Genomic DNA, 15,910 nt, shown 5'->3' on the forward strand with positions numbered 1-15,910 from the left:
ATGAGTTGTACTGCGACCTTAGCAAGAGAGCGCCCATGGCAGTTCGGCCAGAAGCTGGAGTGGCCGCAAAGATGGCGAATCTGGCCGATTTTGCGCAGTCTTGGCCTCTACAGCCTGTCGTTCAGGTGACGAAGCGCGCTTGAGGCGACTTGGCAGCACTCGCTAACCCGCTGGCCCGCCCAGGCGGTCGGCAGTATAAAAACAGCATCAACTTCAACGGGGTTCGCCATGTCACAGACCACGACCTCAGAACCGGACGGCGCTGCCAAGGCCAGCGTGGATCCGCGCCAGTTCAAGAGCTTTGCCGAGTTCTACCCCTTCTACCTGGGCGAGCACCGCAACGCCACCTGCAGGCGGCTGCACTTCATCGGCACCAGCCTGTCGCTGGTGTTCCTGCTGGCGCTGTTTTTGACAGGCGACTGGTGGTATTTGCTCGCAGGCCTGATCTGCGGCTATGCCTTTGCCTGGATCGGGCATTTCGGCTTTGAGAAAAACAGGCCCGCCAGCTTCAAGCGACCGCTCTACAGCTTTTTGGGCGACTGGATGATGTGGCGCGACATCTTGCTGGGTCGCATCAAGATGTAGCGCCACACCGTTTCTGAAGCGCTTGCACCGGCCTGCTTTGCGGGCAGCGGATCGGCTGCCCATGGGCCGTGCGACGCCTGCCATCAGCGGTCCGGCGTCCAGTGCAGATATTCATAGATATCTGCCAACCACCATCAAACTCTATGAATATCTCCACCCGGGGCGGCAATCAGCTCGGCCACGGTCATGGCATCGAGCTGGGCACGCTGCCACAGCGGCCGCACCGCCTCGGACGGCTCAAGCAGCAGGCTCTGCACCAGAGGCTCGACCCGCGTGGCCTGCGGATCGACCAGCAACACATAGCGCGGCTCGGTGCTCTCAAGCGACACATAGGCATCGGGCGGCTGTACGGCCCCCACCCAGTCCAGCTTGGCCAGCGCCTGCAGCACGGGTTGGATCTGGGACGCTTCCACGCGCAGGCGCCGCGATAGCTGATGCACATACAGACCTTTGTGCGGCAGCTCACGCTCCTTGGCCAGGCATTGCAGCACCTCCACCGCCAGCTCGAACTGCCAGCCGCGATGCCCCGTCATCCGCTCCACCCCGGCAAGCACCGTGGGCAGATAGGCCGTGACCAGAGCCCCCAGCAGCACAATGCTCCAGGCCACATACATCCAGATCAGCAAGATGGGCAGCGTGGCAAACGCGCCGTAGATCACCGAGTAGGTCGGCACGGACGACAGATAGACACCCAGCACCTTCTTGGCCACTTCCATGAACACGGCCACGAACACGCCCCCCACCAGCGCATGGCGCCAGCGCACCGGCGTGTTGGGCACATAGTGGTAGAGCCCGGCCATGCCTGCGGCCAGCACCACGAACTCTATGGAATCAAAGACAAAGCGCAGGCTGCCGGGCAGCGCATTGACCATGCCCTTGGACGCCGACATCACATAGGACGAAAGCACCAGGCTCAGGCCCAGCAGCAGCGGCCCCAGCGTGATGGCGGCCCAGTAAATCAGCACCCGCTGGCCCAGCGGCCGCAGCTGGCGCACGCGCCAGATGTTGTTGAGCGTGCGGTCGATGGTCAGGATCAGCGCAATGGCCGTGACCATCAGTATGGAAAAGCCGACCAGGCCCAGCTGGCTGGCCTTGGAGGCAAACTGCGTGAGATAGCCCAGCACCTGGCGCGCAATGGTCTCGGGAATCAGGCTGTCCATCAGCCAGCGCTCCAGCACCTTCTGCGCCTTGCCAAAAATCGGGAAGGCCGTGAACAAGGCCAGTGCCACGGTAAAAAACGGCACCAGCGCCAGCAGCGATGTGAAGGTCAGGCTGCTGGCCGTCACGCCCAGACGGTCTTCCTTGAAGCGCGCCAGCAGCACCTGGGCCGTGTTGTGCCAGGGGAAGGTACGCAGGCGCTGCTGCGCACGGCGGCTTCTGCGGCGCAAGGCAGTCTTGAGCTCCTGCTGGCTGGGCATCTGGGGCTTGGGGATACGCCCGGCCAGATCCTTGCAGCTAGCCGCCAGCGCCCTGACCTTGTCGAGTTTGCGGCTGCGCGGGCTCTCGGCAACGCGCTGCGAGCTGTCGTCAGGACTGTCGGTCACTCCTGAAACGAAAGCATGCACCGCATTCTGGTCCTTGGCCGGTGTCGTATTCGGCGTGGAATAGCTGGTCCAGCTCTGAGCTGCCGTGCTGAATGCCGCCGCAGGCGATGGAGCAGGAGCAGGCACGGACTCGGGCCGAGCCAGATCGTTGCCAAGATCGGGCATGGGCTCGAACACCGGCTCCAGCGGTACGCCCGGACCATCGAGGCTGGGCTCCTGGCGCTGCTCGACCTGCCTGGGCTCAGTGGCAACGCTCGCTGCGGCAGCTGCCGACGCCGGCAATACCGCATGACCCCGATCTTCCGTCACCGGTCTGGCTTGCTGCGCCTTGCCTTCCAGAGCGGCCCAAAAGCCGGCACGCTCGTTTTTCTTCATGACGGCACTCCTTCACGAACGCAAAAGGAGGACGGGTGCTGCGCAACATCAAGCGCAGAACGCAAAACAAAACGACCGGATTCAAACAGGGCTGGCATGACCGATATGATGCCACTGCTATGACCGACGCCCTCCCGCCCCAAGCCGCCGAAAACACTTCTTCACCAATCCAGCAGCCCGGCTCCGATGTGGCCGCCACGCGCTGGCTGGCCGTGGGCAGTCTGCTGGCACTGATGCTGCTGTGCGTGGCCTGGGAGCTGTGGCTGGCACCGCTGCGCGAAGGCGGCACCTGGCTGTTTCTCAAAGCCCTGCCACTGGCCTTTGCCGTGATCGGCCTGCTCAAGCGCCGCATGTACACCTATCGCTGGCTCAGCCTGCTGGTGTGGCTGTACTTCACCGAAGGCGTGGTGCGGGCCTGGAGCGATGCCGCGCCCAGCCGCTGGCTGGCGCTGGCAGAGGTGGCGCTGTGCGTGCTGCTCTTCATCGCCTGCGCAGCCCATGTGCGCCTGCGCCAGCGTGCCGTCAAGGCGGCCCGCCTCAATCAGGCGTGATGCCTTCGAACTGCGCCAGCGTCCGCACCTGCGCCGCCAGCGCATCGAACAGCAGCTGCGCGGCCGGCGACAGCGCACGGCGCGGGCGCTGAATCAGCAGCGTGCGGCGCAGGATGCGCGGCTCGTCCAGCAGGCGAAAGCCCAGATCCCCCTGCAGGCCCAGCGAAGGGTGGCGCGCCGTCAGCGCCGGAACAATGCTGACGCCCAGGCCCAGGCTTACGGCCTCGAACAGCAATTGCGGATTGGACAGGCGCAGCGGTGTCTGCAGCAGGCTCTGCGGCATGCCCGGTGCCGAAGCCAGCAGCTGGCTGATGGCGGTGTCGGTGGTCAGCCCCACAAAAGCCAGATGAGCCAGATCGGCCGCCACCAGCCGCCCGGCCTGCAGCAAGGGCTCATCGAGCCTGGCCACCAGCCCCATGGCATCGCTGATCAGCGGCTGGGTCAGCAAATCGCCGCCTGCCGGGTGCGCAGCTCCCACGCCGAAATCCACGCTGCCGGCCTGCACGCGCTGGGCAATGCCTTCGGCGCTGTCCTCGATCAGGTCCACCTCGATGCCCGGATGCCGGGCCCGCAAGGCCGGCAGCACCGGCAGCAGCAACACCGCCAGCACTGACGGAGCGGCAGCAATGCGCACCTTGCCGCGGCGCAGCGCGGCCAGATCGCCCAGATTCTGAAAGCCCTGCTCCAGGCTCTCGAAGGCCTGGCGCACATCGAGCAAGAAGGCCTGCCCGGCGGCCGTCAGCCCCACCGTGCGCGTGGTGCGATCAAACAGCCGCAGGCCCAGGGCCTCTTCCAGCTGCCGAATGGATTCGGACAGGGCCGACTGCGTCAGGCACAGCTCGCGGGCCGCAGGGGCAAACGCGCCCTGGCGCGCCACCTCGTCAAAGGCGCGCAGCTGGCGCAGGCTGACATTGTTCGGAAAAACCGGCATAACCAAGCAATTTATTTCGATTGTCCCGTAGTCTGCCATGCTCTACGCTTGCGGCTTCATGGTTTTCCGGCTGCGCCCCTGTGCTTGGCTTAGGATTTCCGTCTGTTTTCCCTCTCTGCCGCCCCTGCTGCGGCCTGCTTGCCATGACTTCCACCGCTTTGCTTGAATCCCTGCGCCAGATTGTGGGCGCCACCCATGTGCTGACCGAGGGCGATCTGACCGCCTACGAGCAGGACTGGCGCAAGCGCGTACACGGCAAGTCCCTGGCCGTGGTGCGCCCCGGCAACACGGCCGAAGTGGCCGGCGTGGTCAAGGCCTGCGCCGCAGCCGGCGTGCAGATCGTGCCCCAGGGTGGCAATACCGGGCTTTCCGTGGGCTCCACCCCCGACGACAGCGGCCAGCAGATCGTGCTCAGCCTCACGCGCCTGAACGCCGTGCGCCATATCGACAAGGACAATCTGACCTTCACCGTCGAAGCCGGCTGCATTTTGCAGAACCTGCAGGATCTGGCTGACCAGCAAGGCCTGCTGTTTCCGCTGTCGCTGGCCGCCGAAGGCAGCTGCACGATTGGCGGCAATCTGGGCACCAACGCCGGCGGCACGCAGGTGGTGCGCTATGGCAACACCCGCGACCTGTGCCTGGGCCTGGAAGTGGTGACGCCCCAGGGCGAGATCTGGGACGGCCTCAAGGGGCTGCGCAAGGACAACACCGGCTATGACCTGCGCGATCTGTTCATCGGCAGCGAAGGCACGCTGGGCATCATCACCGCCGCGACCATGAAGCTGTTCCCGCAGCCTGCCGCACAGCTCACGGCCTTTGCCGCCGTGCCGTCCATGGAAGCCGCCGTGCGCCTGCTGGGCCTGGCGCACCAGCATCTGGGTGCGGGGCTGACGGGCTTTGAAGTCATGGGCCAGTTTGCGCTGAGCCTGGTCGTCAAGCACATGCCGCAGCTGCGCGTGCCCTTCACCGAAAAGGGGGCCGACATGGGCGACGAAGCGCCCTACTGCGTGCTGCTGGAGAACAGCGACAGCGAGTCCGAACAGCATGCACGCCTGCGCTTTGAGCACCTGCTGGAGCTGGCCTTCGAGGACGGCTGCGTGGTCAACGCCGTGGTGGCGGAGAACCTGACCCAGGCCCATGACCTGTGGCATATCCGCGAGAGCATTCCTCTGGCCCAGGCCGAGGAAGGCCTGAACATCAAGCACGACATCTCGGTCGCCGCCTCGCGCATTCCCGCTTTTGTCGAGCACGCCGACGCCGTGCTCAAGCGCGAGATTCCCGGCGTGCGGCTGGTCAACTTCGGCCATCTGGGCGATGGCAATCTGCACTACAACGTGCAGGTGCCCGAAGGCGAGGACGGCAAGGCCTTTCTGCGCGACAAGGAGGCCCTGGTCAACCACCTGGTCTATGAGGCCGTGGATGCCTTCGGCGGCTCGTTCTCGGCCGAGCATGGCGTGGGCGCGCTCAAGACGGACAAGCTCGAAAAATACCAGTCTCCCGTTGCCCTGCAGATGATGCGCGCCATCAAGCAGGCTCTGGACCCGCAGGGCATCATGAATCCCGGCGTGGTGCTGACGCGCGGCTGATCCCGCCGCCGCCGATAAAAAAAGCCCTGCCATGATCGGCAGGGCTTTTTTTCTGGCCGCGGCCAGGGCTTCAATGAGTGGTCACGATATTGCGCAGCATGCTCTGCACCGCGCTGGGCCAGGGAATGTCTGCACCATCCACATCGGTGAACACGGTCTGCCGGCCCTCGCTGAGCAACCAGACGCGCAGGCCGTTGCGCACGGGGTCGATCACCACAGCAGCCATTTCCTCGCCCCCCTGATGCTGGCGGTTGCCCATCACATACAGCAGATCGGCGGAAGGCTCCAGCGGGCCCAGGGTCTGCAGGTTCTTGAGCAGCGTGTCGTACTGATGACCCATCAGCGTCTTCAGCCGCTCGGCCAGCACGCCGTCCTTCACATAGTCCACGCCGTCCCAGCGATACTTGCCCTGCAGTGGCTTGAGGCTGTCCAGGCTCTTGTCGCCCTCCTTGACCACATGGGGGGCGCGTACTTCCTGCATGGAATTCGTGGCCGCATCCTCGACCTGCGCCGTGGCGGCGGGCTCCTGGGCCTTGGCCTCGGGCAGAGGGGCGGGCTTGGCGGGCTCGCTTGCAGGTGCCGCGGCGTCCACAGGGGCTGCGGCCGTGGTGGGCGACGGTGCCTTGGTCTTGTCGCAGGCAGCCATCAAGGCCGCAACCGCCAGCGCAACCGCCGCAGTGCTCACAAAATTGCGTGACATGAACTCACTCTCCTTGTTCGGCTCGGTTGTTTTCCATGACATTGTGAGTCCAGCTGCGGCAGATTTGAGGCTGACAGGACAGCAGGACGGGTCATTGACAGCGGGCAACTCGGCATGCCCCGGCCCGTGGCACACTTCGGCTATCGCGGCCCTGCGGGCCCACCCTCTTCAAGAGCAGCGGCACCTTGTGTACGCTGACGGCACAGCCAGTCTTTGCAAGTCTTTGACCGCTTTTTGCACCATGAACTCCAGCACCTGCACCCTGCGCCCCGTGCGCTGCCAGTACGAAACCTTTATGCGCCATGTGTTCGAGCACGGCGCGTCCAAGACCGACCGCACGGGCACGGGCACGCGCAGCGTGTTCGGCTATCAGATGCGCTTCAACCTCAATGAAGGCTTCCCCCTGGTCACCACCAAGAAGGTGCACCTGAAGTCCATCATTCTGGAGCTGCTGTGGTTTCTGCGCGGCGACAGCAACGTGAAGTGGCTGCAGGAGCGCGGCTGCACCATCTGGGACGAGTGGGCCGACAAGGAAACCGGCGACCTGGGTCCGGTGTATGGCGTGCAATGGCGCAGCTGGCCCAAGGCCGACGGCACGCATGTCGACCAGATTGCCGAAGTCGTCAAGCAGCTCAAGAGCAATCCCGACAGCCGCCGCATCATCGTCAGCGCCTGGAACGTGGCCGAGCTGGACCAGATGGCGCTCATGCCGTGCCATTCCTTCTTCCAGTTCTATGTGGCCGACGGCAAGCTCAGCTGCCAGCTCTACCAGCGCAGCGCCGATATCTTCCTGGGCGTGCCCTTCAACATCGCCAGCTACGCGCTGCTGACCCATATGCTGGCCCAGCAATGCGGCCTGGAAGTGGGCGACTTCATCTGGACCGGCGGCGACTGCCACATCTACAACAACCACTTCGAGCAGGTGCAGACCCAGCTGTCGCGACAGCCCTTCGCCTATCCGACGCTGAACATCAAGCGCAAGCCAGACTCCATCTTCGGCTACGAGTACGAAGACTTCGAAGTGCTGGACTATCAGCACCATGCCGGCATCAAGGCGCCTGTGGCGGTCTGAGCTGCGCCTCTCCGGATCACTATAAAAATCAAAGCTGCTTTCGCCCTACCTCAAATGATTTCAGGTACTTTCATATCTGAAATCCATAACTGACAAGCGCTAGCAGCTTCTTTATTGATAGCTATGGCCATTCAACTCATCTACGCCCGCGCAGCCAACGGCGTCATCGGCAAGGACAACACCATGCCCTGGCACCTGCCGGAAGACATGGCGCATTTCAAGGAACTGACCCGGGGCTGCGCCGTCATCATGGGCCGCAAGACCTGGGACTCGCTGCCTGCGCGCTTTCGCCCCCTGCCGGGCCGCAGCAATATCATCGTCACCCGCCAGACCGACTGGCAAGCCGAGCCGGCATCCGAGCAGGTCCTGCGCGCAGCCAGCCTGCCCGAAGCGCTGGAGCTGGGCCGCAAGCTCTCGCCAGACGTCTGGGTCATCGGCGGCGCGCAGATCTATGCCCAGGCCCTGCCGCTGGCCGATGCCGTGGAAGTGACCGAAATCGGCCGCGACTTCGAAGGCGATGCCTTTGCCCCCGAACTGGGCGCGCAGTGGCAGGCCGTGAGCCGCAGCGAACATGTCTCTGCCAATGGCCTGCCCTACTGCTTTGTGCGCTTCGAGCGCCGGGGCTGAGCCTTGTCCCGGGCTCGTGCCGTGCGCTATCGCATCGGCATCGGCCGGCCTGCAGTCCGGCACGAGACAAAACTCTCTTGCCCTCGCGGTGCTGCATTGCAACAATTGTCAGCTTCACTGCATGACTGCCGTATGACAATGGCATGGCAGCCCGCTGCAGCCTGAGCCCTCCAACCCCGCAAGCCTATCGCCCTTCATCATGAGCCTAGTCCAGCCCCTGCCTCCTGGCGCCCTCGATATCGTTGGCGATATCCACGGCGAATATGCCGCGCTGGTGCAATTGCTGGGCCATCTGGGCTACGACCTGCAGGGCCATCACCCCGAAGGACGGCGACTGGTGTTTGTCGGCGACTTCTGCGACCGTGGGCCGGACAGCCCTTCGGTGCTGGCGCTGGTCGGCGCCATGCTGGCCTCGGGCACGGCCCATGCGGTGCTGGGCAACCACGAAATCAATCTGCTGCGCGAAGATGCCAAGGATGGCTCGGGCTGGTTCTTCGACAGCCGCATCGACTCCGATCAGCCCAAGTACGCGCCTTTTGCACGCATGCCAGCCGAGCAGATTCCCGCCATGCTAGAGCGGCTCGGTCAGCTGCCGATCGCGCTGGAGCGCGAGGACCTGCGCATTGTTCACGCCGCCTGGCGACCCGAGCAAATTGCCATGATTCGCCAGCTGCCCAGCGGCAGCGCACGCGCTGCCTACGACCACTTCGAGACGATTGCCGAAGAACAGTCCGTCGCCCAATGCGTGGCCGAGCGCATGCGCCAGGAAGAACAGAGCTGGCCTTACAACCTGGAAGACTACCGCCACGAGCCCCCCTTTTTGCAAGCGCACAGCGAAAACGAACTCAACAAGGCCATGGTCAACCCTTTGAAGGTGCTGACGGCCGGCGTGGAGCGCGAATGCCGCAACCCCTTTTACGCGGGCGGCAAATGGCGTTTTGTCGAACGCGTGGGCTGGTGGAATGAATATGAAGAAGCGCCCGCCGTCATCGTCGGCCACTACTGGCGCCGCCTGCGCCCGGCCGACGCACCGGCGCATGGCTCGCAGTTTGAAAACCTGTTTGGCGCGACGCCCCCGCTGTCATGGCACGGCCTGCGCGGCAATGTGTTCTGCGTGGACTATTCGGTAGGAGCGCGCTGGCTGGACCGCCTGCGCGGCGACAACCCCGTGCAGCGCAGCAAGCTCGCCGCCATGCGCTGGCCCGAGCGCGTACTGGTCTTTGACGACGGCGCACAGGCCATATCGGAGAATTTCGAGCACTCCGCGGTGCTGCGCGATTGAAGCCATCTTCCACGCCTGCCAGCCCCTGCGGCATCAAGACAGCTGCGGCCTGAGCAGCGCCTTGCCGCTGCCTGAAGCCAGGTCCGGGCCTAGACCTATTTCGCGGGCGGCTGCCGCGCGTGCTGCACCCACTCCTCAAAAGCAGAGCCGTCAGGCAGCACGCAGGTATTTCGATCGGCATCCGTCCCCTTCTCGGTGCGCAGCACGCCGCCCTGTTTCTTGCAGTTGACTTCCGAGGGGTTGCCGAAATTGACGGAAACCGATTGCGCGCAGCCACCGGCTGCCGCCACGACGATCATCATCCCTGCCAGGCTTGAAGCATGTTTCATGGGCTCAATGTAGCAAACCCCTGCAGGCCCGCTTGTGAGCAATTTGCTTTCCGAAGGCATCAAGAAAGACCATGTCCCTCCAGAAAGTCCAGCCTCCCGAAGCCCTGAAAGGGATCGCTGCAGACCACCTTGCCTGCACCAGATCTTGATCTGCTGGCAGCCACAGGCTGAACCAGATTTGGATCGCCACAGCCCCCCGTGGACCGTTGGCAGGCTCGCCTGTCGGGTGGTTGGAGAGGTGTCCAGCTCGCGTGAGTTTCACAGCGAGGAACATGCCCGAACTCACCATTTGCGTGCACAGCATTGATGCACCAGATACCTATTCTGGTGTACTCCCACTCCTGTATCTGCAGCCCTCGCTATCGACCAGGGCCTCTCTCCTTCGTCTTTTAGCCGTGAAAGAACTGCTTGAGCTTTTCATAGAGGAAGTCATTGAGCAACTTGATGCGCCGGGGCGTGTGTTCGCGCTGGGGAATGAAAACATGTACGTCCAGACGAGGGCCGCTGTAGCCGAGGGGGAGCTCTACCAGCGCTCCGCTGGCTATGAGAGGTCGCGCAAAGTAATCTGTCAGCTGGCCGATGCCGGCCCCCTGCAGCACGAGGTGCCGCTGCACGGCAGGGTCCTGCGTGATGAAGGAGAACGGCGGCTCCAGCATCGTCTGCCGGCGCGCCGATTGAAAGGTCCAGGGCCAGATGCGGTTGGTGCGTGGGTGCCTCAGGCCGATGCAGCAGTGCTGCAGCAGTTCCTGCGGGCTCTTGGGTGTCCCCTTGGCGGCCAGATAAGCAGGCGCGGCGCAGAGCATGTGAGTGAAGCGCCCGACTCTGCGCGCGACCAACGATACGTTGAGCAGTGGCCCGCCGATTACACCGATGTCCATGCCCAGGTCCACCGTGTCGGGCCAGGGGTTCTGTGTCACGAGTTCGATGCGGATATCGGGATAGCTTTCATTGAACTGTGCCAGCAGTGGCGCCACCAGCAATTGCCCGAGACTCAGGCTTGAGGCCACCTTGATCGAGCCGGTGATGCCGCTTGCGCGCTCGCGCAACTCACGCTCTCCCTGGTCGATCGACTGAAGACCGACGCGGCAACGTTCATAGAACACACGGCCGTCTTCCGTCAATGCCATGCGGCGCGTGGAGCGGTGGAACAGGCGCACGCCCAACCACGATTCGAGCTGTGATATTTGCAGACTCACAGCCTGTGGCGTCAGGTGCAGCGATTGCGCGGCACGGCTGAAATTCTCTGCCTCAGCCACGTTCATGAATGTGGTGATGAGTCTAAGCCTGTCCATGGATTTACAAATTCTGCTTGAAGCTGTTTCAATCTCTCACCTACTGTGACAGCACGCGGGCGCTAAGTAAAGTTCGGCAAACATTCAAAATCGCCGGAGACACACAGATGCCCCACCTGCTTGGACAACTATTACTCCCCCTTTGCCTCGGCCTCGGCGGGGCAGCTTGGGGCGCGGCCGCGCAAGCCGGCATGCCCACACATCCGGACAGGCCCATTACCTTGGTCGTCTCGTTCCCGCCAGGAGGAGCTCCCGACCAGATAGCGCGCCTGTTGGCGCCCCAGCTTCAAGCGCGCTGGAAAAATCCCGTCATCGTGGTGAACAGGGCGGGTGCGTCGGGCAACCTGGGCAACGACTCCGTAGCCCGCGCAGAGGCCGACGGCCACACCCTGCTGGTGACACCGAATACCTTCACCATGGTCCCTCACGTGCTGCCGGCGGGCGGGCAGCATGCCGACGTCGTCAAGGACTACACTCCGATCGCGCTGCTCTCATCAGCCTCCATGCTGATGCTCGCCAACCCCAGACTCGGTGCAAAAACGGCGGGCGATGTAGCCCGGATGGCGAAGACACAGCCCGACCTGGGCTACGCCACCTCGGGCAATGGGTCTCCCATGCATATCGTGGGCGAGCTGTTCAACAAGGTAGCTCGCGTGCAATTGCGCCATGTGCCCTACAAAGGTACGACACCGGCGATCAACGACGTGCTGGGCAGCCATGTGATGCTGACCTTCCTCGGCATGCCTGTTGCCAAGCCCCTGATCGATGCGGGGCGCCTGGTACCGCTGGCCGTGGCAGACAAGGCCCGCAGCTCTTTTCTGCCCAGCTTGCCAACCATGCAGGAGCAAGGCTTTGCAGGGGTGGAGGTCGACATTTCCTTCGGCGTCTATGGCCCCCGCAACATGGAGCCGGCGCTGGCTGACGATATCAACAAGACCTTGCGCGAGATTTTGGCCAAGCCCGAGGTCGCAGCCCAGTTCAGAAACCTGTACCAGAGCGTGGAAAACCAGTCACGCAGCGCTTTCGCCGAAAAGACCCGCACCGACTACAAGCGCTACGGCAAGCTTGTGAAAGAACTTGGCATCACTGCCGACTGAAAGCCGGCCCCATGACGAACAAGACTCCCAACGTGCTGCTGATCGTCACCGACCAGCAGCGTGCCGACCACCTGGGCTGCGCAGGCAACACGCTGCTGAGGACGCCGAACATCGACCGCCTGGCCCGCACCGGCGTACGCGCCAGTAACTTTCACGCTGCCAGCACCACCTGCATGTCCAATCGCGCCACGCTGATGACCGGACGGCTGCCATCGCTGCATGGCGTGGTGCACAACGGCATCAGCCTCTCGCGCGATCACACGACCTTTGTGGAGCTGCTGCGCGCAGGAGGCTATGCCACGGCACTCATAGGCAAGTCTCACCTGCAGTCTTTTGGCTATGACGGCCCGGCACGCCGTCGCTGGAGCCATGGTGACCAAGGTGTCGCGCCGCCGCTTGAGCTACTGGACGCACGAAAGCGCCAGCGTGACGGCGACGGATATATGAACGAATGGACGCCCGATTGGCGCAGTGGCAAGCGCATGGCGGTGACCACGCCTTACTACGGCTTCGAACATGTGGAGCTGGCTACGTTCCACGGCGACCAGGTCGACGGTGACTACGCCCGCTGGCTGGCCCAGCGCCACCCTACACCCGACAGTCTGCGCGGCCGTGCCAACGCCCTACCTTCGCCAGGCTACAGCGCGCCGCAGGCATGGCGCACGGCCATGCCCGAGGAGCTGTACCCCTCGGCCTGGGTGGGGGAGCGCGGCTGCGATTGGCTCAGAAAGCATGTGCAAGGCTCGTCCGGCAAGCCGTTCTTTCTCAACCTGTCCTTTCCTGATCCGCACCATCCATTCACCCCTCCGGGACGGTTCTGGGATATGTACGAGCCTGAGGACATGCCATTGCCGCCCAGCTTCGGCAAGCCCGGCAACTCTCAACTGCTGGTCGACGTTCATCGTTACACCAAAGAGGGAGGCTCCCGCGAGGGTTACGGCGCCTATGCCGTAACCAGCCGTGAATGCAAGGAAACGCTGGCCCTGACCTACGGCATGGTCAGCATGATCGACGAGCAGGTCGGGCAGTTACTCCAGACTCTTCAGGAGTTGGGCATAGAGGACGACACGGTCATCATCTTCACCAGCGACCACGGCGACATGATGGGCGACCATGGCATCGTGCTCAAGGGTGCCATGCATTTCAGTGGGCTCACGCGCGTACCCTTCATCTGGAAGGACCCATGCAGCCGGGCAGCTCCTCCAGTCCTGGAGCTGCCATCCGGAACCATCGACATTGCCAAGACCGTGCTGGCGCGCTGCGGGCTCGCCCCCTACAACGGGATCCAGGGACTCAATCTGCTGCCCTGGCTGGACGGGCAGTCTCAAACAGTCCCATCGCGCCCTGGTGTCATTGTCGAAAGCGAGCCCGTGGTGCTGCCGCACGGAAGAACGCGCCGCTACCGCCTTCGCAGCCTCGTCAGCGAAGAATGGCGCCTGACCTTGAGCAACTTGCCCGAGCTGTGCGAGCTCTACGACCTGCACGCCGATCCGCTCGAGCAACACAACCTGTGGCATGAGCGCGCTGCCGAGCGCGGACAGCTGTGTATGCAGCTGCTGATGGAGCTCAGCGAACAGGCTGATTGCTCGCCACTGCCGACGGCTATCGCCTGAGGTGCGTGCGGACGTTGGACCGCAATGCTGGAGGAGACCCCGATGAACAAGCAATTTTTCTGTGCCGCTGCATTCCTGTGGGTGGGAGGCGCCTGTCATGCCCAACCAAACATCACAATCTATGGGTTGCTCGACACCGCTGTCGAGCACATCAACCATGTGGGTGCCACTGGCTCTGGGCTCACGCGCATCCCCAGCAATGCGGGCAACATTCCATCCAGGCTGGGATTTCGTGGCCGTGAAGATTTGGGTGGCGGAATAAGTGCCCAGTTCGTTCTCGAAATGGGCATCGCACCTGATTCGGGCGTCTTGAACCAAGGTGGGCGCGGGTTTGGGCGACAGTCGTTTGTTGGCCTAAACGGCCCCTGGGGTCAGGTTGGCCTGGGCCGGCAGTACACGATGCTGTTTTGGTCGATGCATGACGCCGATGTCATCGGGCCGGGTATGCACAGCATTGCGAACTTCGACAGCTATTTTCCGAATGCACGCGCCGACAACGCCATCTCCTACAAGGGCACATTCTCAGGACTGACCGTGGGCATGACCTACAGCTTTGGGCGCGATACGGTCAATGCCGGCCCTAGCCCCGCCGGCACAAATTGTGCCGGTGAGAGTGGCACCGACAGGAACGCTTGCCGCGAATGGTCGATGTTGCTCAAGTACGACTCCGCCAGTTGGGGGACTGCGCTGGCTCATGACGTGCTGAAGGGGAGCTCAGGTGCATTTGGTGGTCTAAGCCAAAGCAGCATGAGCGACAAGCGCACCATGCTCAACGGTTATGTGAAATTCAACGGAATCAAGATTGGAGCGGGATTTCTGCGCCGCGACAACGATGGCTACAGGGTCTCCCCCCGCAGCGACCTGTGGTTCGTCGGCCTTTCATATCCCGCAGGGGCATGGACTTTCGACACCCAGTACTACCGGCTCCAGTACAAGTCCAATAGCGACAAAGGCCAGTTCATGGTGCTGCGTGGCACCTACCACTTCTCCAAACGAACCGCCGCCTATGCGTCACTGGGACACATGAAGAACAGCGGCAATGCCACATTCAGCGCTAGCAGCGGCCAGGCTGGCAGCCTGCCGGTCGCCGGAATCAACCAGACAGGCTTTGGCGTCGGTATCCGTCATATGTTTTAGCCAATGGCACTCGCCCACATACGAGCCTGACGGAGATGCCGAACCAGCCTTGTCGCTGTGACATGGCTCAATCACCTCGCTGGTACAAGCCGTCAAGGCCCTGGAGCGTGTGCGTAGCCTGATCGCACTCTGGCTGTGACACCGGCAAGGCACAGCACGTGCAGGTGATGGCACATGTGCGACGGCTCAAAGGCATGTTCAGCACTCATAGGCTTGCGACTGCAACTTGGCCGCCTTATTCCAAAACGCGCTCGCTCAGCGGGAACTATGTGGCTGATACGATAGAAGGAGCTGAAAGCACGACCATTTTTTGAACACCTTTTTTGGGTAGCTAGCTGGGTAGCCAGAGCTAGAAACCTAAGAATCAGATACGCAACCCATTGAAATCAAGTGGGCTTATATGACAATGAAAATTGCCACCTGGAATGTGAACTCCTTGTCCGTACGACTGCCGCAGGTGCTGGACTGGCTTGCCGCCAACCCCGTCGATGCGCTGGGCCTGCAGGAGCTCAAGCTCACCGACGACAAGTTCCCGCACATGGCGTTCGAGGAAGCTGGCTACAAGGCTGTCAGCCACGGCCAGAAGACCTATAACGGCGTGGCCTGGATCACGCGCGAGCCGGGGCGCGATGTGGTGCGCAACATCCCCGGGCTTGACGACGAACAGGCCCGCATCATTGCCACGACCATAGATTCGCCAAACGGCGAGATTCGTCTGATCAACGGCTACTTCGTCAACGGCCAGGAACCTGGCTCGGAAAAATTTGCCTACAAGATGCACTGGTTGCAGGCACTGCACGATTGGATCCAGAGCCAGATGGCCCAGCATCCGCGCCTGGTGCTGGTGGGGGACTTCAACGTGGCTCCCGAAGATCGCGACTCCTACGACCCCGTCGGCCTCAAGGACACGATCCACCACACGGTGCAAGAGCGCGACCATTTCCAGCGTCTGCTGCAACTGGGCTTGAGCGATGCCTTCCGCATGTTCGAGCAACCGGAGAAAAGCTACTCCTGGTGGGACTACCGCATGCTGGGCTTTCAGAAGAATCGCGGCCTGCGCATCGACCATATTCTGGTCAGCGAGGCTCTCAAGAGCAAGGTCAGCGCCTGCAGCGTGGACCGCGCTCCGCGCAAGAACAAGCAGCCCAGCGACCACGCCCCCGTGATCGTCACGCTGGACTGAAGCCCG

At 62.9% G+C, this 15,910-nt stretch carries 15 protein-coding genes; 10 read left to right on the top strand and 5 right to left on the bottom strand.

The features are described from left to right. Positions 1-228 precede the first annotated feature (228 nt). Entirely contained in the window at positions 229-585 is a 357-nt protein-coding gene (locus tag P353_RS26485) for a DUF962 domain-containing protein (protein WP_034376320.1), read from the top strand. Between the two features lie 134 nt (positions 586-719). Here P353_RS26485 and P353_RS26490 read toward each other — a convergent pair whose 3' ends face one another. Next, positions 720-2,003 (bottom strand): YihY family inner membrane protein, encoded by a 1,284-nt coding sequence (locus tag P353_RS26490; protein ID WP_230847607.1) that lies wholly within the window; start codon positions 2,001-2,003, stop codon positions 720-722. Positions 2,004-2,539: 536 nt separating this feature from the next. Here P353_RS26490 and P353_RS26495 point away from each other — a divergent pair. Beyond that, complete coding sequence (locus P353_RS26495) at positions 2,540-3,055, top strand: DUF2069 domain-containing protein (RefSeq protein WP_080750696.1); 516 nt, start codon at positions 2,540-2,542, stop codon at positions 3,053-3,055. On the opposite strand, the gene P353_RS26500 is transcribed toward P353_RS26495, so the two are convergent. Beyond that, positions 3,042-3,986, bottom strand: coding sequence for a LysR family transcriptional regulator (locus tag P353_RS26500; protein ID WP_034376324.1), 945 nt, complete (start codon positions 3,984-3,986; stop codon positions 3,042-3,044). The two genes, P353_RS26495 and P353_RS26500, sit on opposite strands and share 14 nt — an antisense overlap. A 143-nt stretch (positions 3,987-4,129) precedes the next feature. On the opposite strand from P353_RS26500, the gene P353_RS26505 reads away from it, so the two are divergent. Then, the gene (locus P353_RS26505; protein ID WP_034376326.1) at positions 4,130-5,572 is read left to right on the top strand and encodes an FAD-binding oxidoreductase; all 1,443 of its coding nucleotides are present in this window, start codon (positions 4,130-4,132) and stop codon (positions 5,570-5,572) included. Between the two features lie 70 nt (positions 5,573-5,642). On the opposite strand, the gene P353_RS26510 is transcribed toward P353_RS26505, so the two are convergent. After that, positions 5,643-6,272 (bottom strand): hypothetical protein, encoded by a 630-nt coding sequence (locus P353_RS26510; RefSeq protein ID WP_034376329.1) that lies wholly within the window; start codon positions 6,270-6,272, stop codon positions 5,643-5,645. Positions 6,273-6,513: 241 nt separating this feature from the next. Here P353_RS26510 and P353_RS26515 point away from each other — a divergent pair, with 241 nt between their 5' ends. The 3 genes from P353_RS26515 to P353_RS26525 all read left to right on the top strand — a co-directional run bounded on the left by P353_RS26515 (position 6,514) and on the right by P353_RS26525 (position 9,253). Continuing rightward, entirely contained in the window at positions 6,514-7,344 is an 831-nt protein-coding gene (locus P353_RS26515) for a thymidylate synthase (RefSeq protein WP_034376331.1), read from the top strand. 123 nt (positions 7,345-7,467) lie between these two features. Next, positions 7,468-7,971 carry a dihydrofolate reductase gene (locus P353_RS26520; RefSeq protein ID WP_034376334.1) on the top strand — a complete coding sequence of 168 codons (504 nt, stop codon included), beginning with the start codon at positions 7,468-7,470 and terminating at the stop codon, positions 7,969-7,971. A 199-nt stretch (positions 7,972-8,170) separates the two neighbouring features. Further along, a complete protein-coding gene (locus P353_RS26525) occupies positions 8,171-9,253 on the top strand; it encodes a metallophosphoesterase (RefSeq protein WP_034376336.1) in 1,083 nt (360 codons plus the stop codon). 95 nt (positions 9,254-9,348) lie between these two features. On the opposite strand, the gene P353_RS26530 is transcribed toward P353_RS26525, so the two are convergent. Both P353_RS26530 and P353_RS26540 read right to left on the bottom strand, forming a co-directional pair. Then, the gene (locus P353_RS26530; RefSeq protein WP_034376337.1) at positions 9,349-9,555 is read right to left on the bottom strand and encodes a DUF333 domain-containing protein; all 207 of its coding nucleotides are present in this window, start codon (positions 9,553-9,555) and stop codon (positions 9,349-9,351) included. Positions 9,556-9,971: 416 nt separating this feature from the next. Next, on the bottom strand, positions 9,972-10,874 hold the full coding sequence (locus P353_RS26540) for a LysR family transcriptional regulator (protein ID WP_034376340.1): 903 nt from the start codon (positions 10,872-10,874) through the stop codon (positions 9,972-9,974). Positions 10,875-11,065: 191 nt separating this feature from the next. Here P353_RS26540 and P353_RS26545 point away from each other — a divergent pair, with 191 nt between their 5' ends. The 4 genes from P353_RS26545 to xth all read left to right on the top strand — a co-directional run bounded on the left by P353_RS26545 (position 11,066) and on the right by xth (position 15,904). Next, complete coding sequence (locus tag P353_RS26545) at positions 11,066-11,971, top strand: tripartite tricarboxylate transporter substrate-binding protein (RefSeq protein WP_052085030.1); 906 nt, start codon at positions 11,066-11,068, stop codon at positions 11,969-11,971. Positions 11,972-11,982: 11 nt separating this feature from the next. Then, positions 11,983-13,584, top strand: coding sequence for a sulfatase (locus P353_RS26550; RefSeq protein ID WP_034376343.1), 1,602 nt, complete (start codon positions 11,983-11,985; stop codon positions 13,582-13,584). Positions 13,585-13,626: 42 nt separating this feature from the next. Next, positions 13,627-14,721: a porin gene (locus P353_RS26555; RefSeq protein ID WP_034376602.1), complete on the top strand. Its 1,095-nt coding sequence runs from the start codon at positions 13,627-13,629 to the stop codon at positions 14,719-14,721. Positions 14,722-15,127: 406 nt separating this feature from the next. After that, positions 15,128-15,904: an exodeoxyribonuclease III gene (xth, locus tag P353_RS26560; protein WP_034376346.1), complete on the top strand. Its 777-nt coding sequence runs from the start codon at positions 15,128-15,130 to the stop codon at positions 15,902-15,904. The last annotated feature ends 6 nt before the right edge of the window (positions 15,905-15,910 follow it).

This window comes from Comamonas testosteroni, from assembly GCF_000761245.1.
Lineage (GTDB): Bacteria > Pseudomonadota > Gammaproteobacteria > Burkholderiales > Burkholderiaceae_C > Comamonas > Comamonas testosteroni_C.

Coding starts and splice junctions, on each gene's coding strand:
- P353_RS26505 (WP_034376326.1), top strand. CDS start 4,130: ATGACTTCCACCGCTTTGCTTGAATCCCTGCGCCAGATTGTGGGCGCC.
- xth (WP_034376346.1), top strand. CDS start 15,128: ATGAAAATTGCCACCTGGAATGTGAACTCCTTGTCCGTACGACTGCCG.
- P353_RS26500 (WP_034376324.1), bottom strand. CDS start 3,986: ATGCCGGTTTTTCCGAACAATGTCAGCCTGCGCCAGCTGCGCGCCTTT.
- P353_RS26515 (WP_034376331.1), top strand. CDS start 6,514: ATGAACTCCAGCACCTGCACCCTGCGCCCCGTGCGCTGCCAGTACGAA.
- P353_RS26540 (WP_034376340.1), bottom strand. CDS start 10,874: ATGGACAGGCTTAGACTCATCACCACATTCATGAACGTGGCTGAGGCA.
- P353_RS26520 (WP_034376334.1), top strand. CDS start 7,468: ATGGCCATTCAACTCATCTACGCCCGCGCAGCCAACGGCGTCATCGGC.
- P353_RS26490 (WP_230847607.1), bottom strand. CDS start 2,003: ATGCCCAGCCAGCAGGAGCTCAAGACTGCCTTGCGCCGCAGAAGCCGC.
- P353_RS26510 (WP_034376329.1), bottom strand. CDS start 6,272: ATGTCACGCAATTTTGTGAGCACTGCGGCGGTTGCGCTGGCGGTTGCG.
- P353_RS26555 (WP_034376602.1), top strand. CDS start 13,627: ATGAACAAGCAATTTTTCTGTGCCGCTGCATTCCTGTGGGTGGGAGGC.
- P353_RS26525 (WP_034376336.1), top strand. CDS start 8,171: ATGAGCCTAGTCCAGCCCCTGCCTCCTGGCGCCCTCGATATCGTTGGC.
- P353_RS26550 (WP_034376343.1), top strand. CDS start 11,983: ATGACGAACAAGACTCCCAACGTGCTGCTGATCGTCACCGACCAGCAG.
- P353_RS26485 (WP_034376320.1), top strand. CDS start 229: ATGTCACAGACCACGACCTCAGAACCGGACGGCGCTGCCAAGGCCAGC.
- P353_RS26545 (WP_052085030.1), top strand. CDS start 11,066: ATGCCCACACATCCGGACAGGCCCATTACCTTGGTCGTCTCGTTCCCG.
- P353_RS26530 (WP_034376337.1), bottom strand. CDS start 9,555: ATGATGATCGTCGTGGCGGCAGCCGGTGGCTGCGCGCAATCGGTTTCC.